We start from the raw sequence: 23,814 nt of genomic DNA on the forward strand, positions 1-23,814 counted from the left end.
TGAAGATTAGCCCCTCATACCGGTCTCATCCGTCTGAGAAAAGACGCAATTCCCTCATGCGGCCTTGAAGCGCGCGGTGGCCGGATCCCCCTGATAGAGCGGCACATAGTCTCCGGTCCGGCGTGACAGGTCGTTCACCGCGTCGATGATGAAGCGCACCGTGTCCTCACTCATGAGATACGAGAAGTTGAGCCGCACCCAGCCGGGCTTGTGCATCTCGCGCCCGGCGGCCAGATCGGCATGCAGCGCCTCGGAGGTGGCCCGGTCGATCCCGAGCAGCCGGTGGCCGTAAGGACCGGCACAGGCACAGCCGCCGCGCGCCTGGATGCCATGCACATCGCTCAGCATCCGGGTGAACAGCTGCTGATGCACCGGGCGGCCAGCGTCGTCGCGCACCTGGAACGAGAAGAAAGGCAGCCGGTGACCCTTGTCGGTGCCCAGCAGCATCAGATGCGGGTTATCGGCCCATCCCTCCAGCGCCATGGCGTTATAAAGCGCCTCGCGCCGGACGATCTCGTCCGCGCCCACCGCATCCTTGACGACAAAGGCCAGCGCGGCGCGGATATCGCCGATCACGTTGGGGGTGCCCGCCTCTTCGCGCGCGGCCAGGTCGGGGCTGTAGTCATGCCCCCAGGGCGAGACAAAGCTGACCGTGCCGCCACCGGGCCAGGTCGGCACGTCGCGCCGCACCGCGCCGCGATTGACCACCAGAACGCCCGAGGCGCCGGGGCCGCCGGGAAACTTGTGCGGCGAGACCACGATGGCATCCTTGCGCAACCCGCCCTCACCCATGTCGATGGGCAGATAGGGCCCGCCACCCGCATAATCCCAGACCGACAGGGCGCCATGCGCCTTGAGCAGGCGGGTCACCGGCACCGTGTCGGTGATGATGCCGGTCACGTTCGAGGCCGCAGAAAAGGCACCAATCATCAGGTCGCTGCCCGCGTGTGCACGCAGCGCCGTTTGCAGCGCGACCAGGTCCGGCCCGCCCTCGGGTGCCTCGGGGATCTCGACCACCTTGGCGCCGCTTTCGCGCCAGGGCAGGATATTGGAGTGATGTTCATAGGGTCCGATAAAGACAACCGGCCGGTCAGCCTCCCCAATCCCAAACAGGCTGACCAGCCGGTTCAATCCGGCAGTGGCGCCCGACCCGGCAAAAATCACCGCGTCGTCTTCCGTGGCGCCGACACACCGGCCGATCTCGTCCCGCGCCTCCCTGCGCAGACGAGTCATATACGATCCGCAAAAAGACGCCTCGGTATGGCTGTTGGCATAGAAGGGCAGCACATGTTCGGTAATGTATTGCTCCACCTGCCGCAGCGCCCGGCCCGAGGCGACGTAATCGGCATAGACCAGCGGCACGTCCCCGTTGAGGCCGGGGATCATCACCCCTTCTCCGATCAGCCCGTTGGCCAAGCGTCCGGCGCGGGCATCGGCTTCGATCACTTGGCGAAACTGGGAAAGGGTCATGTCTGCGGCCTCCTGCTGATGGAGGCAGATTGAACTAACAAAACAGAGAATTTCTCACCTATCTTTAGTTGATTTTCCAGATTTCCGTGTCATTTGATAGAAGATATGAAAAAAATAGACCACATTGACACGAGGTTGCTGAAAGAGCTGCAACGTGATGCCTCGCTCAGCCAGCGGGACCTGGCCGACCGGGTCGGGCTGTCGCAGAATGCCTGCTGGCGGCGGTTGAAGGCGCTGACGGATGAGGGCGTGCTCAAAGGCTCCACCGCCCGCGTCGCGCGCGAGAAGCTTGGATTGGATCTGGTGGTCTTTGTCATGCTGCGCACCCGCCACCATTCGGCGGAGTGGCTGCAGAAGTTCCGCACACATGTGCTGACCATCCCCGAAGTGGTGGATTTCCACCGCATCGGGGGCGACTACGACTATCAACTCAAGGTGGTGACGCGCGACATGGCCAGCTATGACAAGGTCTATCAGCGGCTCATTGAAAAGGTCGAACTGGACAGCGTCACCAGCTATTTCGCGATGGAGGCGATTGCCGAGGGGCGGCCGCTGCCGCTTTAATCCTCGGTCGTTTCGATCATGTCCACGCGAGTTGCATGGCGGCCGCCTTCGAATTCGGCAGACAGAAACGCATCGACGATATCCAGCGCCAGCCCCTCGCCCACCACGCGCGCGCCGATCGAGAGCATGTTGGCGTCATTATGCATGCGGATCATCCGGGCCGAGAACGTGTCGGAACAGACACCGCAACGGATGCCCGCAACCTTGTTGGCGGCCATCATGATGCCCTGACCGGTGCCACACAAAATGATGCCCAGGCTGCAATCGCCCGAGGCGACCCGCTCTGCCGCCGCGCGGCCATGTTTGGGGTAATGGGTGCTTTCGGGTGTTTGCGGGCCGATATCGACCACCTCCCAACCCTGGGCCGAGATATGGTCGGCAACCGCGCGGCGCAGGTCGATGGCGGCGTGATCGCTGGACAGGACGATACGTTTGCTGGCGGTCATGGCGGCAGGCTCCAGTTGCTCAAGGGCACTGGCCGCGCGATACCACAGGGACCGACAGGGTCAACCCGGACAAAAGAAAGCCGCGCAGAATATGCGCGACTTTCTGAATTCGTAAGAGCTGAACGGATCAGTTCTTGGCGTAGTATTCGACGACCAGGTTCGGTTCCATCACCACCGCGTAGGGCACATCGCCCAGGTGGGGGGTACGAACGAAGGTGGCGGTCATCTTCGAGTGGTCGACTTCCAGGTAATCTGGAACGTCGCGCTCGGCCAGCGACACGGCTTCGAGAACCGAGGCCAGCTGCTTGGAGCGGTCACGCACCTCGATCACGTCACCCTCTTTCACGCGGTAGGACGGGATGTTGACGCGCTTGCCGTTGACCAGAACGTGACCGTGGTTCACGAACTGACGGGCGGCAAAGACGGTCGGCACGAACTTGGCGCGGTAGACGACGGCGTCCAGGCGGCGTTCCAGCAGGCCGATCAGGTTTTCACCGGTGTCGCCCTTCACACGCTCGGCTTCGCCGTAGATGCGGCGGAATTGCTTCTCGGTCAGGTCGCCATAGTAGCCTTTCAGCTTCTGCTTGGCGCGCAGCTGGAGGCCGAAGTCGGACATCTTGCCCTTGCGGCGCTGGCCGTGCTGGCCGGGGCCGTATTCGCGGCGGTTGACCGGGGATTTCGGACGGCCCCAGATGTTTTCACCCATCCGGCGGTCGATTTTGTACTTGGCAGACGTGCGTTTGGTCACGGCTGATCTCCTTCGATATGGTCGAGGCCCGCAAAGGCCACTATGAAGGGCGTTGTCCTCTTGCCTTGCGGCATGACAGGCAATCCCTTGCGGGAGCCACCAACACCAATGAAGCCGCGCTTATAGCCGCGCGGCAGGGGGAGTCAACAGGGGTTTTGCAGGGGATGCGCGGAATGATCCGCCCGCGCATCCGGGATCGGCCTCAAGCGGCCTCGTGCAACATCAACGCCGCCTCGGTCGGGGTCAGGCTGCGCCGGGCAAAGCCACCATAGAGATACGGGTCGGCCTCGATCTCGGGCATGCGCTGCAACAGCCGCCGCCGGTCGGTCTCGGCCAGCGCCGAAAGCGCCGCGTGGGCGGGATGAAAGCTTTCGGTTTCGATGCCGTTGGCCCAGAGGATCTGGTGGCTGGGCAGCATAAGGTGGACATAGGTCACCTCGCGCAGGGACAGGTCGACCATGATCGTACTGTCATTGACCAGGTCGCGCGCCGGCACCAGCACCTCGTCGGTGTTGAACAGCGCCTGCGCGGTCGGGCCACGCAACAACATCCGGTGTTCGGGCGAGACCAGCAACTCGGCATCGGGCCGGTCGATGCCCAGCGCCCCCACCCGCATGCGGATCGGGCGCAGATGCGGCATTACGAACAGCCGCGCGCCGGTCATCCGGCGTTGACCGATCCACTGGATTTCCTGCGGGCCGCTGTCTCGGGTCTGGACCTTGTCACCTTCGCGCAGCTCCTCGATCAGGCGCGGGCCGGTCGGCGTGGCGATGCGGGTTCCGGGGGTGAAACAGATCACGCCGCCGCGTTCGCGGGCGCCCGGCAGCGGATCGGCACTGTTCAGGTTGTGATGCACCACCCACAGATCGGTATCGCGCGGTGGCAATTCGTCGATGAACATCAGCAGCGGCGGCGTGCCATTGCCTGTTTCGATAAGGGTGATGGTATAGCTCTGCGCCCCGTTGGTGACCACAAAGGCCTGATCCATAAGCGGGTCCTCGACCTCGACCGCCTCGACATCGGTGCGATGCTGTACCGCAGCCCCCACCAGACGCCTCACCTTGCGGGCCGCGCGTTTGCGCAGCGCCTCTTCTCCGTCCGCCCGGTCCAGCCGCAATACACCCGTGGGTCCATCCACCTGCACGGTCTCGCCACGCCATGACCAGACCGCCCCCGCAGTCAGCGCGTCGAGGGGAGCCCCCTCAAGACCATCCAAATCCGTTTGCGACCAGGAAATGACGAACGTGCCACGAAAGCCCGTTTTCATTAACCGTCTGCCTGCCTCAGTTTTTTTATTAGCTTTTCGGTAGCAAATTATTGCTGATAGGGGAAGAACTTTGTTTCCAGTCTCTTAAAACGTGTTCTTAAGGCCGCAGTGATGCGGTCCAAGGCTGAGTTGCGGATGCTCGCCGTTGATTGGTCTGCTTATTATGACTTATTTTGGCCATTTTCGACCAGTCCTGTTTGGCTATCTTGGCCTCTCACCTTCTGATCGGAGACCAAGATGACCCTTACCCTGCCCTCTGTCTGCCCGCTGGATTGCCCTGATACGTGCAGTTTGAGCGTCACTGTCGAGGACGGCCGGGTTGCGCAGGTACGTGGATCTGCGGCCAATCCGTTTACAGCCGCGGTTATCTGCAACAAGGTCGCGCGCTATTACCCTGATTTCGTTCATGGTCCCCGTCGGCTGACCCACCCCCTGCGCCGCACCGGGCCGCGCGGTTCGCTAGCGTACGAGCCCATCAGCTGGGAGGTTGCGCTCGACCTGATCCACAAGGGGTTCTCTCGCGCTATCGCCACAGATGGGCCGCAGTCGGTGCTGCCGCTGAACTATGCCGGCCCGCATGGAGAGCTGGCAGGCGGGTCGATGGACCGGCGGTTCTTTTACCGGATGGGGGCGACGATGCTGGATCGAGGACCGCTTTGCGGCGGCGTGCGCGGCACTGCCTATACCAGCCTTTATGGTTCTGCCCCCGGCATGCCGCCGGAGCAGGCGGAACAGGCAGATCTGGTGTTGGTCTGGGGCAACAATGTCACCGTCTCGAACCTGCATCTGATGCGGGTTCTGAAACGGGTGCGTGCGGCGGGTGGTCGGGTTGTGGTGATCGACCCGCGCCGGATCAAGCTGGCCCAACAATGCGATCTGCACTTGCAACTCCGCCCCGGCTCGGACGTGGTGCTGGCACTGGCGCTGGCGGCGGAGCTGGAACGACGCGGCGCGCTGGACCATGGTTTCATCGACAAATGGGTGCTGGGCGCCGACCGGTATCTGGAGGCTGCGCGCGCCCATGATGTGGACGCGGTGGTGCGCCATTGCGGGTTGACCCCGGTCGAGTTCCACATGCTGGCCGACTGGATCGCGGGGGCACGCACAATGGCAACCTCTCTGGGCAACGGGATCGAGCGCGGCCGCTCGGGCGGGGCGGGCCTGCGCGCGGCAATGGCCCTGAACGCGCTGACCGGCCAGCATGGCCGCCCCGGCGCAGGCGTGATCGCCAAACCGGGTCTTGCCTTTCCCCGCACCACGGCACGACTTCAGGGCGATCATCTGAAACAGCCCGGAACGCGGGTGTTCAATATCGTCGATGTGGCGGCGCATCTGCTGGACGACAAGCTGGACCCGCCGATCCATGCGCTGATGATCTACAATCACAACCCGGTGGCCACCCATCCGGACCAGTCCAATATGATCCGCGCGCTCAACCGGCCGGATCTGTTCATCGTCGGCGCCGATGTGACCATGACCGACAGCATGGCCTATTGCGACGTGATCCTGCCCGCCGCCAGTCATTTCGAGTTCGACGATATCTATGGCGCCTATGGGCAGACCTGGCTGCAACGGGCCGAACCGGTGATTGCGCCGGTGGGCGAGAGCCTGCCGAATACCGAGATTTTCCGCAGGCTGGCCGCCCGGTTCGGCTATGAGGAGCCCGAGTTCCGCGACAGTGACGCAGCGCTGATGGACCAGGCGATAGACGGCACCGATCCGCGTTTGGGGGGCCATGCGCCCAGTCAAATGCCGACCGATCGCGCGTTGGATATGGCAAGGCCTTCCGATGCGCCGCTGGTGATGTGCGACACCGTGCTGCCCGCCACGCCCTCGGGGCGGATCGAGCTTTACAGTCAGGATCTGGAGGATCGGTTCGGCTGCGGCGTGCCGTGCCATGATCCGGTTGCGCCCGACCTGCCCTTCACCCTGATCACACCCAGTTCGTCGAAACGGACAAATGCCACCTTTGGCGGGCACGCGGACAGCCTTGACCCCGAGACGGTCGAGATGCATCCGCAAGATGCCGCGCGGCTGGATCTCAGCGATGGCGACCCCGTGGTTCTGCGCAATGGGCGTGGCGCGGTGGCGTTGCGGCTGAAGATCACCGACGCCACCCGGCCCGGTGTCCTCTACAGCCCCAAGGGCACTTGGCTCGAAAGCTCCTCCACCGGGCAGACGGTGAATGTGCTGATCCCCTCGGATATCCGTACCGATATCGAGCGGGGCGCGTGCTATAACGAAACCTTTGTGGATGTGGACCGGGCTTAGGCCCGGTCGTCGCCCAAACTGCGGCGTTGCTGGCCGTCGGGGGTGAAATTCTCGGGCGCCAGCCAGTCGGCAAAGCGCTCCCGCAGCTTGGGCCAGTCCCGATCCAGGATCGAAAACCAGGCCGTGTCGCGATTACGGCCTTTGTAGACGATGGCCTGTTCGAACAAACCATCATAGCGAAACCCCAACCGTTCCGCTGCCCGGCGCGACGGCGCGTTCAGCGCGTCGCATTTCCACTCGTAGCAGCGATAGCCCAGCGTATCGAAGGCATGCGCCATCATCAGGAACATCGCCTCGGTCGCCACCCGGCTGCGTTGCAGAACCGGCGCAAAGGCGATGCCGCCGACCTCGATCACCCCATGCTCGGGCTGGATCCGCATATAGCTGGCAATGCCCTGCGCCTGCCCGCTGGCCTTGTCGCAAATGGCAAAGTAGAGCGGATCCTCCCCCCGGCTCATGGTGTCGAGAAACGCCTCGAGATCGGTCTGATCGTCAAATGGGCCAAAGGGCAGATAGGTCCATCCATGCCCCTCGATATCGGCGGCGAAAGCGTGCCAGAGATCGGCGCCGTGACGGGCCGCCTGCAACGGCTCCAGCCGGGCAAAGCTGCCCTCCATCTGCTGCCGCTCGGGTCTGGGACAACCTCGCCAACCCGGCAGCGCCACCCCGATAGGCTGACCCAGTTCGTTTCTGCGTTCCGCCATCTCCGCCCCTCCTGAGCTAGTCTCTGTTTGCCCGCAAGGCGGACAGCCGTTAACCTCCAAAATCAGAATAAACAGGCAAACCAATTTCATGAGCCAGACCTCTTGGCCCGCCATCTCGATTGAGCGCAACAGCCCGGTGCCGGTCTTTGAACAGATCTGTACCGCCATCCGCGCCCGCGCCAGTACCGGCGCCCTGCCCGAGGGCACAGCGGTGCCGCCCACCCGGGTTCTGGCAGTGGAGCTAGGCGTGTCCCGCTCGACGGTGGTAACCGCCTATGAGCAGCTGGTGGCCGAAGGGTATCTGCGCGCACGCCAAGGCTCGGGCCATGTCGTCTGTGCCATGGGGGAAGTCGAGACCGCCCCTCCGGCCGCACGTACCCGACCGACGCAGGTCGAAACCGCCCCCGCCAAAGCGCGTCCTTTCTTGGCGGGCACGCCGGACATGCGACTGTTTCCCTATCGGCAATGGGCGCGCACCGTGGCGCGGCTCTGCCGGTCGAACCCGCAAGCGATGTTCACGACCGGCGACACCTTTGGCAATCCGGCGCTGCGCGGCGCCATTGCCGCGCATCTGCGTGACTGGCGCGGGGTCGAGGCCGCGCCCGAACAGATCATCATCACTGCCGGGGCCACCGATGCGCTGGAACTGTGCATGCGCACCCTGTCGCGTCCTGGCGACGCCATCGCACTGGAGGATCCGGGCTACGAACCGCTGCGCAGCTTTGCCACGGCACAGGGGCTACAGCCGGTGTTTCTGCCGCTTGATGAACAAGGAGCGACCCTACCGCCACCCGACGCAGCGCCGCGACTGGCGGTGCTGACCCCCTCGCATCACTATCCGCTGGGCGGTGCCATGTCCCCCAGCCGTCGCAGTGCCTGGACACAATGGGCGCGGTCCGGCGATGCCTGGATCATAGAGGACGATTACGACAGCGAGTTCCGCTATGCCGGACGTCCGATCCCCGCCATGGCGGGCTTTGATCCACTAAGCCATACCATCTATGTGGGCTCGTTTTCCAAGATCTTCTCGAATGCGCTTCGACTGGGTTACCTGATCGCGCCAGAGCCACTGCTGGAGCCGTTCCGCCAGACCGTTCGCCGCTTTGGCGTGCGGGCCAGTTCGATGCCGCAACAGGCGCTGGCCGAGTTCATGTCGAGCGGCGAGTTCTACCGGCATCTGCGCCGGGTGCGCCGGGTCTATGGCGAGCGACGGCGCTATCTGCTGGACCGGCTGGCACGGGAGTTTGCCGAATATGGAACCGCCACCGACCATCAGGCCGGAATGCAGACGGTGCTGCACCTGCACCCCGGCCTTGACGACACGGCACTTGCCGAGCGCGCCCTTGCGGCGGGGCTGACCGTGTCCGCCCTCTCGCGCTATTGCGCGGTGCCGGGACGCGGCAACGGGCTGATCCTGGGGTTCTGCGCCTTCTCAGAAGCAGAGATGGACCCGGCTTTGGACATGCTGCGCGCCCTGTTGGCGACGGCGTAACCCGAAAGCGAAACGGACCCGCGCCGTTGCGGCACGGGTCCGTCTGCAAGAGTTGGGGCCGGGCGGCAAACCGCCCGGAACATTGGCTTATTCGGCCGGTTTGCCGACGGTCAGACCAAGCTTTTCGCGCTTACCATCGCGATAGAGCGCCTTGACCAGCGACACGCACATCAGCCCCATCACCACAGTGAAGGGCAGAGCACCGATGATCATCGCGCTCTTCAGCGCCTCCATCGGGTCTGCGCCGCCATTGGTCTTGCCCGCGATCAGCAGCGTACCGATCACCGCGGTCAGGATCACGCCCCAGACGATCTTGTGCTTGTTGCCGACTTCCTGATCGCCGCCCGACATGATGGTGTTCATCACCAGGATGCCCGAGTCCGCCGAAGTGACGAGGAAGGTCATGATCAGCACCACGCACATGACGGTGATTGCCGACAGGAACCCACCCGAGAGCATCTGACCCAGGGTCACAAACAGCTTGGCGGTATTCGACGCGCCGATGATGGCGCCATTGGCATTGCCGGTCAGTTCCAGGTCGATGGCGGTGCCGCCCAGGATGGTCATCCAAGCAAAGCAGACCAGCGCCGGGGCGAACAGGCAGCCGATGATGAACTCACGCACCGTGCGACCGCGCGAGATGCGCGCCAGGAACAGGCCAACAAAGGGCGAGAACGCGATCCACCAGGCCCAGTAGAAGGTGGTCCAGCCAGCCTGCCAACCGAATTGACGGCCCGGCTCACCCGCGGCATAGGCTGCGGCCAGAACCTCGTCGGACAGGGCGGCGGCTTCGCCTTCAAGGCCGGATTTGAACCCGTCAAACGAGCCCCAGGCATTGGTCGCCCCACCGCGCAGCGCGTCGGCATAGGGGGCGGCCTCAGTCGGCAGAGCAGCGGCAAAAGCGGCCGGATCCTGCGGGCCATAGGCGCCAAAGCTGATCGACAGGAAGTTGAGGATATAGTCCACCAGCGCCGTGGCATAGGTCGTCATGGCGAACAGGAACGAACCGAACACCACAAAAGTGAACAGCAGGATCAGAGACATCACCAGGTTCAGGTTCGAAAGGTACTTCACGCCGCGGCCCACGCCCGACACCGCCGAAATGACCGACAGCCCCATGATCACGAAGAGACCCGAGATCAGGCCGACGGTGCCCGGTGCAGGCGCCTCGCCGGTCATGTCCATCATCCATTCCATGCCGGTGATGGCATACATGCCATCGATGAACTGCGACACGCCAAAGCCGATGGTCACCGACACACCCAGGATGGTTGCAACCACGCCCAGAATGTCGACCACATGGCCCAGAAACCCGTTCATCAGCGGGCCGAACAGCGGCGTCAGCGCCGAACGGATGGTCAGCGGCATGTCACGGGTATAGGCGTAATAGGCCAGCGCCAGGCCGGTCACCACATAGATCGCCCAAGCGTGAAAGCCGTAATGGGCAAAGGTATAGCGATAGGCCGATTGCAGCGCCTCCTCCGAGTTGCCGGCAACAGCGCCCGAAACCACGACAGGGTTCGAGCCCCAAAGGCCCAGCGGTTCGGCGGTGGCGAACACCATCAGGCCGACGCCCAGACCGGCTCCGAACATCATCGAGAACCAGGAGAAGTTGGAGAACTCGGTGCCCTCGCCGGGCCGGCCCATGATCCGCTTGCCGGTCTGCGGCAGGGCCGCCAGCACGAACAGGAACACGGCAAAGAAGCCGACGATGACGATATAGAAGACGTTGAAGTCCTCCAGCAGACGCCAGTTCAGGCTGCCCAGAACGCCATTGGCATTCGCGGGCCAGACCAGGGCCCAAAGAACCAGGCCGACCATGATCGCTTTGGAGAACAGAGCGATTTCGACGCTATGCCCCTGATAGAAACCGGACGCGGCCCTTTTGACCTCGATCTCGGTGAACGGTGGTTTTATTGACATGCGATCCCTCCCTGACGCAACAATTTGCTTACTCTAGCGATCCCACGCCGGTCAGAGTGACGCAGGACCGATGGTTTTTGTCGCGGAAACGACGTTTGAAATGTCGCTTATGCCGCGATGATCTTTTCGATCCGTTCGAGGGTCGCGACGTTGACCGCGACCCCCTCTTCGCGCGAGCGGAGTCGGCGGGCGCGACGCCCGTCGCCGGGCAAATGGGCGTTGTCCTGATCATGAACCGCCCCCGCCAGACGCGCAACCAATGGGGCAAACCGGTCACCCGAAGTCGCGCCGGGGTCGATCGCGATAAAGAACTGTCCGGTGCGCGGCGGCCCGCCCGCCGTACCGGAAAAGGGCGAAGCGTCGATGCCCAGAGTAGCGCCGGTGAGCGCCGCGGCCATGGTCTCGACCAGCAGGGCAACCCCTACTCCCTTGTAGCCGCCGGACGGTGCCATCGAGCCCTTCAGCCCGACCTCGGGGTCGGTGGTGGGGTTGCCGTCGGCATCCAGCGCCCAGCCAACCGGGATCGGCTTGCCCTCGCGGGCATGTTTCATCACCTCGCTCTTGGCGATGGTGCTGGCGCTCTGGTCGATCAGGATCGCCGGTTCACCATCCTCGCCCGGCACGGCAAGCGAGAACGGGTTGGTGCCGACCACCGGTTTCGAGCCACCCGAGGGCGCGATCGAAGCGGGGGCATTGGTAAAGCCCAGCCCCACCAGCCCGGCGCGCGCCAGACGGGCAGTGTGATAGCCGAGCACCCCGCAGTTATAGCTGTTGCGCACGGTCAGAACGGCCACGCCCTGGCTGCGCGCCAGCGGCATCAGCTGGTCAAAGCCTAGGTCGATAGCCGCGTGGGCAAAGCCGGTCGCTGCATCCGCAGTCAGTACCGAGGGCGCGGGACGGTCAAGCCGGGGTTCGGCCCGCCCGTCGACCTTGCCGCATTGCACATGCTCGCAATAGATCGGGATATACAGCAGGCCGTGGCTGGCGATGCCGTCGGCCTCGGTCGCGGAGGTGGCCACGGCCAATGGCCGTGCATTGGCCTCGGACGTACCTGCAGCCACCAATGCGCGAAAGCTCAGATCTTCGATCTCGTCCAGGCTCAGGGTGCGGGTTTCGGTCATGGGGTCCTCGATTCAGTCATTGTCGGAAAGCCCGGCACCTGCGCCCTTCAACCGGGATTCCTCGGTTGCCGGGGCATAGGTGCGATGGGCAAGGCGGTTCAGGGTGGCCCAGGCCTCGGGCGCGGGCTGGGCGCGGCTGCGGATAGGCGTCACGGCGTCGATCTGGGCGCCCGAGGTCACCTCGACCAGAGGCGCTTGGTCCGGCGCCGTTCCGGAAAGATCGAGCGCCGCACCATCGGTGACGGCACCGCCGCCCTCCCAACGCAGGATGACCGGGCGGCCGATTTGCTGCGCCATCAGCGCGGCAAAGGGCACGAGCAGAGCGGGCCGGGCTACCTGTTCCAGCCGGATCCCGGCATCACCCAGCTGTGCCGCGCGATCCGACAGCGCGGCCCCTGCCGCCAGCGGGCACATCGTTCCGCCCGACGCGACCCAGGTCGTGCCATTTGGGTCAGGAGAAAGATCCGCAAGTGGCACCCCGTCGACCCGGGTCAGCAGCCCGGCCAGTTCGGCGCAGGCGTCAATGTCATGGGCGGCCAGCCAGCGCGTGGCCTTGGCCGCTTCTTCGGCGAGGCCCCAGGGATAGCCCGCGCCGCGCGCGGCGCGCTTGGCGGTGGCCTCGATCTCGTTGAGGGAAAAACTCATGCCGGCACCTCGGGATAGACCCAGTCATCCGCCGTCTCGGGCGAAAGCTCCTCGGGATAAGGGGCGCCGGAATACATGCAAATCCGCACCCAGCGATCCGAACGGGGGTCGAAATGGATGGCACCAAAGAAGGCAAGTTTCGCCCGCAGCATGTCGATGGGCAGCACCGAGGCGCTGATCGTGTTGTCATGGATTTCGCCGTAAGGGGCCAAACGGCTCATCTGGGCACGGCGCACGGTGTGGCGGTGCTCGGGATGGGCCAGCAGGAATTCCGCCACCGGACGGGCACCGTCCCAATCGGCGAGCGCGGCATGGGCCACCGCCGCATCGCGGGCCGGGGCCAGTGGCTGTTCATAGTCGGCAATCGGCTCGTCAAAGCGCTCGCCCAGACGCGGTTCCAGCTTCTCCTCGGACACATACCAGGCGCGGGCGCAGTTTTCGGGCGCCGACCAGTCCAGGTGAAAGGCCCAGGCGTAGCTGGCCGCGATCAGGTCGCGCAGTTCCGAGATCGGCATGGCGCCGTCGATGCGAAATGCACCCGGATTGCCATCGGCCATGCAACTGGCCAGACCGTCGACCAGATCGGGATAGGGTTCCAGGATCAGCGAGGCGACCAATTCCTGCCCCTCCTCACTGAGTGCGCCCTCAGCCCAGTGCATCAGCCGGTCCCAGGGATGATCGTTCAACAGGTCGTCCCCTGCCACATGGCGCGAGAGCGCTTCCATGTCGCGGCGCAGATCGGCCAGCTTGGCCAGTTGGATCGGGTGTTCGGAACGCCACTGGCCCAGCGACACCTCGCTGCGCCTCAGCATCCGGCGAAACTGCGCGGCCGCGTCGGGGTCGGCGGTGGCAACACCACGCACGCGGGCAATCGCCTCTTCGCGGGCCATGACCCAATTGTTGAACAGGATCGGGTGGTTGACGATATAAGGCGCCATGCCCAGGCCGGTGGAATTGCCGATGCCCATCCGCCGGGCCAGCGCCGGGTCCAGATCGACCGCGCCTTCGCCGCCCTTGGCCCGCGCCATGTGCTGCACAAGATCGCGCACGAAAACACGGGTCAGATAGACCGACAGCATCTCGGCCTGAAACGGCACCTGCATCTCGGGGCGGTCGGCGATCTGCTCGCGATCCGCCGCGCCCAGCTTGCCCGAGCCATAGACGGCGGTGGTGCGCATCAGATAGCCCACCTTGTCAATCTCGGCGCGGTCGGGCTGTTGCCCGCTGGCCAGCGCGTCGACCACATGCGCCCAGAGCCGCACCGACCGGTTGGCCCGGCTGACCGAGATTTCGCACTCGCTGACCCGGCCCGCCTCTTGCAGCGGCACGTTCTGCGACAGCCGTGCGATATCATCCTCGGTCGGGATGCCGTCGAACAGCGTGAATGTGGCATCCCAGGCGGTGGCGATCACCCGGTCCGAGCGCATCTCGGGCGGCAGGTCATGGGCAAAGGCCACCAGCGAATAGGCGCGGTCGGGGCCTTGGGCGGTATAGACCGCTTGGCCCACGCCCGCTGCGTCGATGCGGAACACCGGACGCGAAAAACTCCAGTTCTCGCGCGCCATGCGCCGGGTCAGGATGCGCATGAAGCTGAGGCGGCATTGATGCAGCGACCCCAGACGCGACAGCCGCATGACTGTCGCCGGATCCCTGCGCTGGATTTGCCTGTTCGGGGCGGTGTCCATCTCTCTTATCCTTGCGGGACGAAGTTCTGGGCAAAGAACCTGTACCAGTTCCCGCCCATGATCCCGGCCACTTCGTCCTTGCTCAGGCCGGTCGCGCGTAACCCGTTCTCGATATTCCCAAAGTCGCGATTGTCCTCGAACCAGTGCGGCATCGGGGGGAAGCCCGGCGCGCTGGCGGAACCCTCGCCAAAGTCGATCTCCTTGGACCAGCGCCCGGTCCGCATCCATTCCACCACGCTGTCGGGCTGGTCCTGACACAGGTCGGTGCCGATCCCCAGATGTTCGACGCCATAGCGTTCGGCGGTGCGGGCGATCATCTCGCAGAAGCTGTCCAGCGTGCAGTCGGACTTGTCCTTCAGGTGATGGGGATAGACCGAAAAGCCCAGCATGCCGCCATTTTCGGTGACCGCCCGGATCACGTCGTCACGCTTGTTGCGCAGGGCCGGGGCCCAGTCATGCGGGTTGGCATGGGTGATGGCGATCGGGCGTTCAGAGATCTCGGCGGCCTCGATGGTCGAGCGGTCGGCAGAGTGGCTCATGTCCACCACCAGCCCCACCCGGTTCATCTCCTTGATGACTTGGCGGCCCATGCGGGTGATGCCCGCATCCTCGGCCTCGTAACAGCCGGTCGCCAGCAGCGACTGGTTGTTATAGGTCAGCTGCATGAAACGCGCGCCCAGCGTGTGCAGGATCTCGACCAGGCCGATATCGTCCTCGATCGGGCTGGGGTTCTGGAACCCAAAGAAGATCGCGGTGCGCCCGGTCTCGCGCGCGGTGTCGATATCGCTGGCCCATTGCCCCTTCATGATCAGGTCGGGGTATTGTTCGAACCAGCGGTTCCACTTCTCGAAATTCAGGACCGTCTCACGAAAGCTTTCGTGATAGGCGATGGTGACATGCACCGCATCGACATTACCCGCACGCAGCTCGCGAAAGATCTTTTCCGACCAGTTGGCATATTGCAGGCCGTCGATCCGATAGCTCATTGTGGTGCCCCCGCGCTGATGTATGCGGTCTTGACCGTGGTATAGAACTCGGCCGCCGCCCGGCCCTGTTCGCGCGGCCCGTAAGAGCTGTCGCCCCGGCCCCCAAACGGCACATGGTAATCGGTGCCCGCGGTCGGCAGGTTCACCGTCACCACCCCGGTGCGCGCGTTGCGGCGGAAATGGGTGGCGCGCGCCAGCGACTTGGTCACGATACCCGAGGTCAGGCCGAAATTGGTATCGTTCACCACGCTCAGCGCCTCGTCATAGCTGTCCACCTTGATCACGCTGGTCAGCGGCGCGAACATCTCTTCGCGGTTGATGCGCATATCGTTGGTGGTGTTCAGGAACACGCCGGGCGACATGTAATAGCCGTCCTGTGGCATCTCGAGCCGCTGGCCGCCGCAGGCAAGTTCGGCGCCCTCGGACTTGCCCAGATCGACATAGGCGAGGTTCTCGGACAGTTGCTGCTGGCTCACCACCGGCCCCATCTGGGTGCCCTCGGCCAGCGCATGGCCCACCTTCATCGCCTGTGTGCCCACAACAAGTTTCTCGACAAAGGCGTCGTGGATGGCCGCATGCACCACCAGCCGCGAGCTTGCGGTACATTTCTGCCCGGTGCCGCCAAAGGCGCCGCCCAGCGCCAGCGTCACCGCCAGATCCAGATCGGCATCGTCCATCACCGCAAGCGCGTTCTTGGACCCCATTTCCATCTGCACCTTGGTCAGGTTCTGGATCGCGGCTGATGCGATGCCCTTGCCCACCGGTACCGAGCCGGTGAAGGAAATCGCATTGACCAACGGGCTTTCCACCAGCCGCTGACCAATGCTGCGACCCGAGCCCATGACCAGACTGAACAGGCCCTTGGGGATGTCCTGGCGGGCAATGATCTCGGTCAGCGCCACGGCGCTGGCGGGGGTGATATTGGCCGGTTTCCACACCACCGCATTGCCATAGCAGAGCGCCGGCGCGATTTTCCACGAGGCGGTGGCGGTGGGAAAGTTCCACGGGCTGATCACAGCAACGACGCCCACCGCCTCGCGGCGCACGTCGATCTCGACGCCCGGGCGCACGCTATCTGCATTCTCGCCCAGCTGGCGCAGGCATTCGGCGGCGTAATAGGTAAAGAACTGACCGGCGCGATAGACCTCGCCCTTGCCCTCGGCCAGCGGTTTGCCCTCTTCGCGGCTGAGCAGCGTGCCCAGTTCCTCGGCCCGGGCCATCAGTTCGGTGCCGATTGCCATCAGCACCGCCTGCTTGCGCTCCATCCCGTAGGCGGCCCATTCCGCCTGTGCGCGCCGGGCCTGAAGCAGCGTGGCGTCAAGCTGATCGGCGCTAGCCTGGGCGAACATGCCAACCAGATCGCTCAGGTCCGAAGGGTTGCGGTTTTCGATTTCAGCTTCGCCCGCCAGCCATTCGCCCGCGATGAGATTGAGTTTTGTGTCCGACATGCTTCTGGCCCAGTTCCTCGAATGAATTGGGTCATGGTGGACTCTGCCCGCCACATCGGTCAAACTTAAACTTCTTAAGGAAATTTCAGAAAACCTGAACCCATGATCAAGATCGAGATGCTGCGCTGTTTCAGCACCGTGGCGCAAACCGGAAACCTGGCCGATGCGGCGATGCGGATGGGGCGGACCCAGTCCGCGCTGTCGATGACCCTGAAACAGCTTGAGGAACATCTGGGCCAGCGCCTGTTCGAGAACGAGCGCAAGAACCGCCTGACCCCGCTGGGGCAAGAGGTGTTCCGCTTTGCCCAGCAGCAGCTGCGCCAGTTCGACGATACCATACAGGCGATCGAAGCGGCCGCGCGGGCGCCGCAAGGGATCTTGCGGGTGGCGTCGATCCCTTCGGCCTCGGGGCTGGCGCTGCCTGGCGCGATCGAGACGATGATGCACCGCCACCCTTCACTGGATCTGGAACTGCGTGACATGGATAGCGGCAGGGTGGTGGATGCGATCCTGCAAGGGCAGGCCGATCTGGGCATTGTCTCGGGCCAGCCGGTGCTGAACGGGGTCGAAAGCGAAACCCTGTTCGAGGACGCATACGGCCTGCTTTGCGCCACCGGTCATCCGCTCGCACAGCAACCACAGGCACCCGATATCGACGCGGTCTTTGCCTCGGGCTTCATCCGCAACAGCCTGTGCGGGCTGATCGAGGCGCCCGAGATACGCGCCGCCCTGCCCCGCGCCCGGATCACCGTGCACAACACCCATTCGCTGCTGGCGATGGTGCGGACGGGCAAATGGGTGACGATCCTGCCGCGCTCGGTGGCACAGGTACAGCCAACAGAGCTGACTTTCCGCCCCATCGCCGGACTGGAGGAACAGCGCAGCGTGTCGCTCTTGATCCACACCCGGGCCCAGTTCCCGCAGCTGGTCGCGGAATTCGCCGACATCCTGCGTCACAGCCCCTGGACCGGCTGAGGTTCAGATAACCCCGATCTCGGCCAAGGCCCGGTTCAGATCCTCTGGCAACGCATCGTCCTGCGCGCGCCCCTTGGGCAGATCGGGCGGCGTGTCGGCGGGGTTCAGATAGCGCCAGCCCTGAAACGGGCGTTTCTGGGTGCTGTGAGTGCGGTGCAGTTCGGGGTCGAGCACCAGCGCGCAATGCCGGGTACCGTCCTGTCCGGTGACCTCGTCCATTCGCAGCACCCGCTGACGGCACTGGATCAACCCCTTGATCACCCAATAGATCGAGCCGCCGCCCAGGATCTCGCCCTCGCGCTTGGGCCACATGCGGGTGACATGGCGCGGCAACCCGTCCGGCGTCTGCGCCCGGCGCGTCGCCTGCCATTCGGCCAGGTTGTCGACGCTTTCCGTACCGACGCTGAGCTTGATCAGATTGACGTAGTTATCCACAGCTTTCCCACAGAGTCGTCCCGAACCCTACCTCGATATTGTAGCTCACCCCGTCCCGGCATCAAGCAGTTGTGGCCTACCTCACATTTGGTTTAAGCTGGATACCTCTTCCAGCACGAGGGAATCATCCGATGAGCCGTTTCGCCGCCCCCATCGCCGAGCAGATTTGGGACATGAAATACCGTTTCAAACAGGCGGACGGCACCCCGATCGACCAGACGGTCGAGGACAGCTGGCGCCGCATCGCCCGCGATCTGGCCCGCGTCGAACAGGATCCTGACCGCTGGGAACGGGAATTCTACGCCGCGCTGGAGGATTTCAAATACCTGCCCGCCGGGCGCATCACCGCCGGTGCGGGCACTGCGCGGCAGGTGACGCTGTTCAACTGCTTTGTCATGGGCACCATCCCCGACAGCATGGGCGGCATCTTCGAGATGCTGAAAGAGGCGGCGCTGACCATGCAGCAGGGCGGCGGCATCGGTTACGATTTCTCGACCATTCGCCCGCGCGGGGCCGATGTGAAAGGCGTGGCCGCCGATGCCTCGGGGCCGCTCAGCTTCATGGATGTGTGGGATGCCATGTGCCGCACCATCATGTCCGCCGGTTCCCGCCGGGGCGCGATGATGGCGACCATGCGCTGCGACCATCCCGATATCGAACAGTTCATCGCCGCCAAATCCGACCCTGCCCGCCTGCGCATGTTCAACATGTCGGTGCTGGTCACCGATGCCTTCATGGAGGCGGTCAAGGCCAACGGCTCGTGGGAGCTGCAATTCGACGGCAAGGTCTATCACACGGTCGAGGCACGCACCCTGTGGAACAAGATCATGCAGGCCACCTATGATTATGCCGAACCGGGCGTGATCTTCATCGACCGGATCAACGCGGCCAACAACCTGAACTATGTCGAGACCATCGCTGCCACCAACCCCTGTGGCGAACAGCCCCTGCCACCCTACGGCGCCTGCCTGCTGGGCTCGATCAACCTGGCACGGCTGGTGACGAACCCGTTCGAAGACGCGGCACAGCTTGACCCCGAGGCGCTGCAAAAGCTGGTCGCCACCGCCGTGCGGATGATGGACAACGTGGTCGATGCCTCGAAATTCCCGCTGCCCGAACAGGCCGCCGAGGCGCAGAACAAGCGCCGGATCGGGCTGGGCGTGACCGGGCTGGCCGATGCGCTGCTGATGCTAGGCCTGCGCTATGGCAGCGACGAGGCCGCCAAGCAGACCGAGGACTGGCTGCACGCCATCGCCCGCGCCGCCTATCTCGCCTCGGTCGAGCTGGCCAAGGAAAAAGGCGCCTTTCCCCTGTTTGACGCCGAGAAATACCTGGCCTCGGGCACCATGCGGGCCATGGACGAGGATGTACGCGAGGCGATCCGCGCCCACGGCATCCGCAACGCTCTGTTGACCTCGATCGCGCCCACCGGGACCATCTCGCTCTATGCCGGCAACGTGTCGTCGGGGATCGAGCCGGTCTTTGCCTATGCCTATACCCGCAAGGTGCTGCAAAAAGACGGCAGTCGGACCGAAGAAGAGGTGGTCGATTACGCCGTGCAGATGTGGCGCGACAAGTTCGGCGATACACCCCTGCCCGACTATTTCGTCAACGCCCAGACGCTGGCGCCCGCCGATCACGTGCGGATGCAGGCGGCGGCGCAGAAATGGATCGACAGCTCGATTTCCAAGACCATCAACTGCCCCGAGGACATTTCCTTTGACGATTTCAAGGATGTCTACATGCAGGCCTGGGATCTGGGCTGCAAGGGCTGCACCACCTATCGGCCCAATGATGTGACCGGTTCGGTTCTGACTGTCTCGGAAAGCTCCGACAAGGCGCCGGGTGAAAGCGCCCATGCGCCGCACGAGTTCGAAGGGGGCGACGTCATCTACATGTCCGAGCCGCTGGACCGGCCCGAACATCTTGAGGGCAACACCTACAAGATCAAGTGGCCCGACAGCGAGCATGCGCTTTACATCACCATCAACGACATCATCATCAACGGCCACCGCCGCCCGTTCGAGGTGTTCATCAACTCCAAGAACATGGAGCATTTTGCCTGGACCGTGGCGCTGACGCGGATGATCTCGGCGGTGTTCCGGCGCGGCGGCGATATCAGCTTTGTGGTCGAAGAGCTGAAGGCCGTGTTCGACCCGCGCGGCGGCGCCTGGGTCAAGGGCAAGTACATCCCCTCGATTCTGGCCGCCATCGGCGGGGTGATCGAACAGCACCTGATCGCCATCGGCTTTCTCGAAGGCGAGGGCATGGGCCTGAAATCGGACCCGCAGGCGCAGGTGGTGAACGGCGACGCGCCGCGTGGCAAGGCCTGCCCCAGCTGCGGCCAGTTCGACATGCAGATGGTCGAGGGCTGCATGACCTGCCGCAGCTGCGGCCATTCCAAATGCGGTTGAGGCCCAGACGGGCCTGAGCCGCGCGGGCAGGCCTTGCGGTCTGCCCCCGGATGCGGCCATTCTGACCCCGAACGAGCGTGAGGGGCGACATGGATTGGCGTGATCAGGGTATCCTGCTTTCCGTGCGTCGCCACGGTGAGACTTCGGCCATCATCGACACATTCACCGCGGCCCATGGCCGCCATGCGGGGGTGGTGCGGGGCGGCACCAGCCGCCGCATCGCGCCGATCCTGCAACCGGGTGCGCAGCTCGATCTCAGCTGGCGCGCCCGGCTGGAAGAGCATCTGGGTAGTTTCACGGTGGAACCGCTGCGCTCGCGCGCGGCGGCGGCGATGTCGGGGCGGCTGGCGCTGGCCGGGCTGAACGCAGCGGTCTCGCTGCTCTCCTTTTGCCTGCCCGAGCGCGAGCCGCATCCGCGCCTTTACAAGCAATCCGAACAGCTTCTGGACCTGTTGGGGCAGGACGAGATCTGGCCGCTCGCCTATCTGCGCTGGGAACTGGCGCTGCTCGACGCGCTGGGCTTTGGCCTTGACCTGAGCGCCTGCGCGGTGACCGGGTCCAGCGACGATCTGGTCTATGTCTCGCCGCGCAGCGGGCGCGCGATCAGCGCGGGGGCCGCGGGCGAATGGGCGGAGCGGCTGTTGCCCCTGCCCCCCTGCCTGCGCGGCGAAGGCCCGGCACCGGACGCCGAGATCACGCAAGCCCTGCGCACCACCGGCTATTTTCTGGAACACCGAGTCGCGCCCGCCCTGGGCCACGCGCCGCTGCCACAGGCGCGCGGGCGGCTGATCGACCTGATCAGTCGGCTGCCCTGAAAAGCATCTCGTGCCCAGCCTCATTACTCAAGATCAGCACCGCCCCCGAGACCTCGATCTGTTCCATAACCAGAAGCGCCGCGAAGAAGGCCCCCTCGGCCTCCAACTCGGGACAGGCGGCGCGGGTGGCGACCAGATCGGCGATTTCGAACCACGGATAGGGCGCGTCCAGCCGGGCGGTAAAGCTGTTGCACGGCCCCTGCCCCGCAATTTGGCCCGGTTCGGGAAAGCGCAGCGTTGCCTCGGCGGCAAAGGCGGTGCCGTCTATGCTCTCGACCTGCCAGGCCTGCCCGGCGGCGCCATAGGCGGTGGCGGTCTCATCCTGCCCGCAATATCCCAGCGCCAGCGCGGGCAACAGAAGGGCGAGGCGGGCCAGCATCGCGGACCTTAATCCATACCGTCGAGCAGCTTGCGCGCGGCGGCCTGTTCGGCCTGCCGCTTGGCCCCGGCGGTGGCCTCGGCCCGGCGGCCATCGGCCAGTTCCGCCAGAATGGTAAAGACCGGCGCATGATCGGGGCCAGAGCGTTTCACCAAAGTATAGCGCGGCGGGGTTTGGCCACGCGCCTGCGCCCATTCCTGAAGCGCTGTCTTGGCGTCGCGCGCGTCAGCCTCGACCTGATGGATACGCGCCCCCCACAGCCGCAGGATCACCGCCTCGGCGGCGGTAAAACCGCCATCGCGATAGACGGCGGCGATCACCGCCTCCATCGCGTCGCCCAAGAGCGCTAGTTTGCGCCGCCCGCCCGACATCATCTCGGAGCGGCCCAATTTCAGCACCGCGCCCAGATCGGCCTCGCGGGCGACCTCGGCGCAGGTTTCCTTGCGCACCAGCGCGTTGAAGCGGGGCGCCAGTTGACCCTCGGTCGCGTCCTTGTCCGCCTCCAGCAATGCCGTCGCCATCACCAGCCCCAGCACCCGGTCGCCCAGAAACTCCAGCCGCTGATTGTCCTGCCGGGTGGCCGAGGAGATCGAACCATGGGTAAGCGCGCGCACCAAAAGCTCCGGCCGCTCGAAAGAGTAACCCAACCGCGCCTCAAAGGCCTTCATTTCTGCCGAAAGCTTCACTCGATCCCCTTGAAGAAACGATCGCTGCGCCAAGTCCAGAAGAACAGCATCGACCGGCCCGCCGACGAGAACATGATGCGGTCGGCCCGGCCGATCAGGTTCTCGTAAGGCACAAAGCCGACCCCGCCCGCCGATTGCGGCAGGCGGCTGTCGCTGGAATTGTCGCGGTTGTCGCCCATGAAGAAGTAATGTCCCTCGGGCACCGTGTAGACGCCGGTATGGTCCGAGGCCTGATTGCCGATATTGATGATCTTGTGGCTGACGCCGTTGGGCAGCGTCTCGATCTGGCGCGATTTCTGGCAGATGCCGCCCTCACCCACTGGACCGTTCTCGCAGCGCGGGCGCAGGCGTTGGGGGCCTTGCGCCTCGGCCAGCTCTTCGAACACGCCGTCATCTTCCAGCTTTACCGCCTGATCGTTGATGTAGAGGACGCCGTCCTTCATCTGGATGCGGTCGCCCGGTAGGCCGATCAGACGCTTGATGAAATCGCGCCCCGAGACCGGGTGACGGAACACCACCACGTCGCCACGCTCGGGCGCGCCGCCGAACAGGCGGTCATTATCGCCCTTGGCCCAGCCACAAACATCCTCGGCGTCGATGTCGATGCCGAATTGCGGCAATACCAGGCTGGGGCACGAGGCATAGGAATAGCCATAGGCCATCTTGTTGACGAAGAGGAAATCGCCGATCAGCAGCGTTTCCTTCATCGAGCCCGAGGGGATCCAGAACGGCTGAAAGAACAGCGTCCGGAACACGCCCGCGATCAGCAGCGCATAGACGATGGTCTTGATCGTCTCGACAAAGGCATTTCCGGTCTTGGCGGCTTTGCTGGCCATCAGGCTCTCCAGTTGCTGCGGGCGTTTCGGGGGCTACATGCGGGGCGGGGCGGGGTAAGTCAAGTTCACCTCCCCCGCCTCGGCGAGCGGGCGCGCCTCGATCACGACAAAGGCCTGTGCCCAGGGGTGATCGTCGGTCAGGGTGACATGGATGATCGCCTCGTAGCCTTCGGGCGTCATCTCGCGCAGACGCTCGGCGGCCCAGCCGGTGACCTGCATGACGGGCTGACCGGTCGCCAGGTTGCTGACCGCCATGTCCTTCCAGGCGATACCCATGCGCAGGCCGGTGCCCAGCGCCTTGGAACAGGCCTCTTTCGCGGCCCAGCGCTTGGCATAGGTGCCGGCAGTGTCGGCGCGACGCTCGGCCTTGCGCTGCTCGATCTCTGTAAAGACGCGTTTGCGAAAGCGGTCACCGAAGCGGTCGAGCGTGCGCTCGATCCGCTCGATATTGGCCAGATCGGTGCCGATACCCAGGATCATTGCGGTGTCCCAAAGTTTTCCGGA

The 23,814-nt window shown here is 64.5% G+C and carries 22 protein-coding genes; 6 read left to right on the forward strand and 16 right to left on the reverse strand.

The annotated features are described in order from the left end of the window. Positions 1–54: 54 nt before the first annotated feature. Positions 55–1,470, reverse strand: coding sequence for an aminotransferase class V-fold PLP-dependent enzyme (locus tag AC2FNA_RS08730; protein WP_496825692.1), 1,416 nt, complete (start codon positions 1,468–1,470; stop codon positions 55–57). Between the two features lie 105 nt (positions 1,471–1,575). Between AC2FNA_RS08730 and AC2FNA_RS08735 the strand changes: the two genes are divergently transcribed. Beyond that, entirely contained in the window at positions 1,576–2,034 is a 459-nt protein-coding gene (locus AC2FNA_RS08735; RefSeq protein ID WP_234139818.1) for an Lrp/AsnC family transcriptional regulator, read from the forward strand. Here the strand turns inward: AC2FNA_RS08735 and rpiB are convergent. From rpiB to AC2FNA_RS08750, 3 genes are all read right to left on the reverse strand, one after another. After that, a complete protein-coding gene (gene rpiB, locus AC2FNA_RS08740) occupies positions 2,031–2,480 on the reverse strand; it encodes a ribose 5-phosphate isomerase B (protein ID WP_496825694.1) in 450 nt (149 codons plus the stop codon). The two genes, AC2FNA_RS08735 and rpiB, sit on opposite strands and share 4 nt — an antisense overlap. Before the next feature lie 127 nt (positions 2,481–2,607). Then, complete coding sequence (gene rpsD, locus AC2FNA_RS08745; RefSeq protein ID WP_496825696.1) at positions 2,608–3,228, reverse strand: 30S ribosomal protein S4; 621 nt, start codon at positions 3,226–3,228, stop codon at positions 2,608–2,610. 202 nt (positions 3,229–3,430) lie between these two features. Beyond that, on the reverse strand, positions 3,431–4,495 hold the full coding sequence (locus AC2FNA_RS08750; RefSeq protein WP_496825698.1) for a Hint domain-containing protein: 1,065 nt from the start codon (positions 4,493–4,495) through the stop codon (positions 3,431–3,433). Positions 4,496–4,732: 237 nt separating this feature from the next. Between AC2FNA_RS08750 and AC2FNA_RS08755 the strand changes: the two genes are divergently transcribed. Beyond that, on the forward strand, positions 4,733–6,766 hold the full coding sequence (locus tag AC2FNA_RS08755; protein WP_496825700.1) for a molybdopterin-dependent oxidoreductase: 2,034 nt from the start codon (positions 4,733–4,735) through the stop codon (positions 6,764–6,766). On the opposite strand, the gene AC2FNA_RS08760 is transcribed toward AC2FNA_RS08755, so the two are convergent. Continuing rightward, positions 6,763–7,470 (reverse strand): GNAT family N-acetyltransferase, encoded by a 708-nt coding sequence (locus AC2FNA_RS08760; protein WP_496825702.1) that lies wholly within the window; start codon positions 7,468–7,470, stop codon positions 6,763–6,765. The two genes, AC2FNA_RS08755 and AC2FNA_RS08760, sit on opposite strands and share 4 nt — an antisense overlap. An 88-nt stretch (positions 7,471–7,558) precedes the next feature. Here AC2FNA_RS08760 and pdxR point away from each other — a divergent pair, with 88 nt between their 5' ends. Continuing rightward, positions 7,559–8,962: a MocR-like pyridoxine biosynthesis transcription factor PdxR gene (gene pdxR / locus AC2FNA_RS08765; RefSeq protein ID WP_496825704.1), complete on the forward strand. Its 1,404-nt coding sequence runs from the start codon at positions 7,559–7,561 to the stop codon at positions 8,960–8,962. Between the two features lie 87 nt (positions 8,963–9,049). Here the strand turns inward: pdxR and AC2FNA_RS08770 are convergent, their stop codons facing one another. From AC2FNA_RS08770 to AC2FNA_RS08795, 6 genes are all read right to left on the reverse strand, one after another. Further along, positions 9,050–10,885 (reverse strand): BCCT family transporter, encoded by a 1,836-nt coding sequence (locus AC2FNA_RS08770; protein WP_496825706.1) that lies wholly within the window; start codon positions 10,883–10,885, stop codon positions 9,050–9,052. Positions 10,886–10,992: 107 nt separating this feature from the next. After that, positions 10,993–12,006 (reverse strand): Ldh family oxidoreductase, encoded by a 1,014-nt coding sequence (locus tag AC2FNA_RS08775; RefSeq protein ID WP_496825708.1) that lies wholly within the window; start codon positions 12,004–12,006, stop codon positions 10,993–10,995. 12 nt (positions 12,007–12,018) lie between these two features. After that, positions 12,019–12,651: a DUF3726 domain-containing protein gene (locus tag AC2FNA_RS08780; protein WP_496825710.1), complete on the reverse strand. Its 633-nt coding sequence runs from the start codon at positions 12,649–12,651 to the stop codon at positions 12,019–12,021. Next, the gene (locus AC2FNA_RS08785; protein WP_496825712.1) at positions 12,648–14,336 is read right to left on the reverse strand and encodes a hypothetical protein; all 1,689 of its coding nucleotides are present in this window, start codon (positions 14,334–14,336) and stop codon (positions 12,648–12,650) included. The genes AC2FNA_RS08780 and AC2FNA_RS08785 overlap by 4 nt, the downstream gene beginning before the upstream one ends. A 5-nt stretch (positions 14,337–14,341) precedes the next feature. Continuing rightward, complete coding sequence (locus tag AC2FNA_RS08790; RefSeq protein ID WP_496825714.1) at positions 14,342–15,322, reverse strand: membrane dipeptidase; 981 nt, start codon at positions 15,320–15,322, stop codon at positions 14,342–14,344. Next, on the reverse strand, positions 15,319–16,770 hold the full coding sequence (locus AC2FNA_RS08795) for an aldehyde dehydrogenase family protein (RefSeq protein WP_496825716.1): 1,452 nt from the start codon (positions 16,768–16,770) through the stop codon (positions 15,319–15,321). Before AC2FNA_RS08795 ends, AC2FNA_RS08790 begins: the two co-directional genes overlap by 4 nt. 102 nt (positions 16,771–16,872) lie before the next feature. On the opposite strand from AC2FNA_RS08795, the gene AC2FNA_RS08800 reads away from it, so the two are divergent. Further along, positions 16,873–17,745, forward strand: a complete 873-nt coding sequence (locus AC2FNA_RS08800) for a LysR family transcriptional regulator (protein WP_496825718.1) — start codon at positions 16,873–16,875, stop codon at positions 17,743–17,745. A gap of 3 nt (positions 17,746–17,748) precedes the next feature. Here the strand turns inward: AC2FNA_RS08800 and AC2FNA_RS08805 are convergent, their stop codons facing one another. Continuing rightward, positions 17,749–18,180 (reverse strand): DUF1489 family protein, encoded by a 432-nt coding sequence (locus AC2FNA_RS08805; protein WP_496825720.1) that lies wholly within the window; start codon positions 18,178–18,180, stop codon positions 17,749–17,751. 131 nt (positions 18,181–18,311) lie between these two features. Between AC2FNA_RS08805 and AC2FNA_RS08810 the strand changes: the two genes are divergently transcribed. Both AC2FNA_RS08810 and recO read left to right on the forward strand, forming a co-directional pair. Further along, on the forward strand, positions 18,312–20,594 hold the full coding sequence (locus AC2FNA_RS08810) for an adenosylcobalamin-dependent ribonucleoside-diphosphate reductase (protein ID WP_496825722.1): 2,283 nt from the start codon (positions 18,312–18,314) through the stop codon (positions 20,592–20,594). Positions 20,595–20,683: 89 nt separating this feature from the next. Continuing rightward, entirely contained in the window at positions 20,684–21,409 is a 726-nt protein-coding gene (gene recO / locus AC2FNA_RS08815; protein WP_496825724.1) for a DNA repair protein RecO, read from the forward strand. Here recO and AC2FNA_RS08820 read toward each other — a convergent pair. Genes AC2FNA_RS08820 through acpS form a run of 4 tightly spaced genes read right to left on the reverse strand, consistent with a single transcriptional unit; the run spans position 21,393 to position 23,790 of the window. Then, positions 21,393–21,788: an META domain-containing protein gene (locus AC2FNA_RS08820; protein ID WP_496825726.1), complete on the reverse strand. Its 396-nt coding sequence runs from the start codon at positions 21,786–21,788 to the stop codon at positions 21,393–21,395. The two genes, recO and AC2FNA_RS08820, sit on opposite strands and share 17 nt — an antisense overlap. A gap of 8 nt (positions 21,789–21,796) precedes the next feature. Beyond that, entirely contained in the window at positions 21,797–22,474 is a 678-nt protein-coding gene (rnc, locus tag AC2FNA_RS08825) for a ribonuclease III (protein WP_496825728.1), read from the reverse strand. After that, positions 22,471–23,310 carry a signal peptidase I gene (lepB, locus tag AC2FNA_RS08830; RefSeq protein ID WP_496825730.1) on the reverse strand — a complete coding sequence of 280 codons (840 nt, stop codon included), beginning with the start codon at positions 23,308–23,310 and terminating at the stop codon, positions 22,471–22,473. Before lepB ends, rnc begins: the two co-directional genes overlap by 4 nt. A 33-nt stretch (positions 23,311–23,343) precedes the next feature. Next, the gene (gene acpS / locus AC2FNA_RS08835) at positions 23,344–23,790 is read right to left on the reverse strand and encodes a holo-ACP synthase (RefSeq protein WP_496825732.1); all 447 of its coding nucleotides are present in this window, start codon (positions 23,788–23,790) and stop codon (positions 23,344–23,346) included. Positions 23,791–23,814: the final 24 nt, after the last annotated feature.

The organism is Ruegeria sp. YKSD163 (assembly GCF_059612905.1).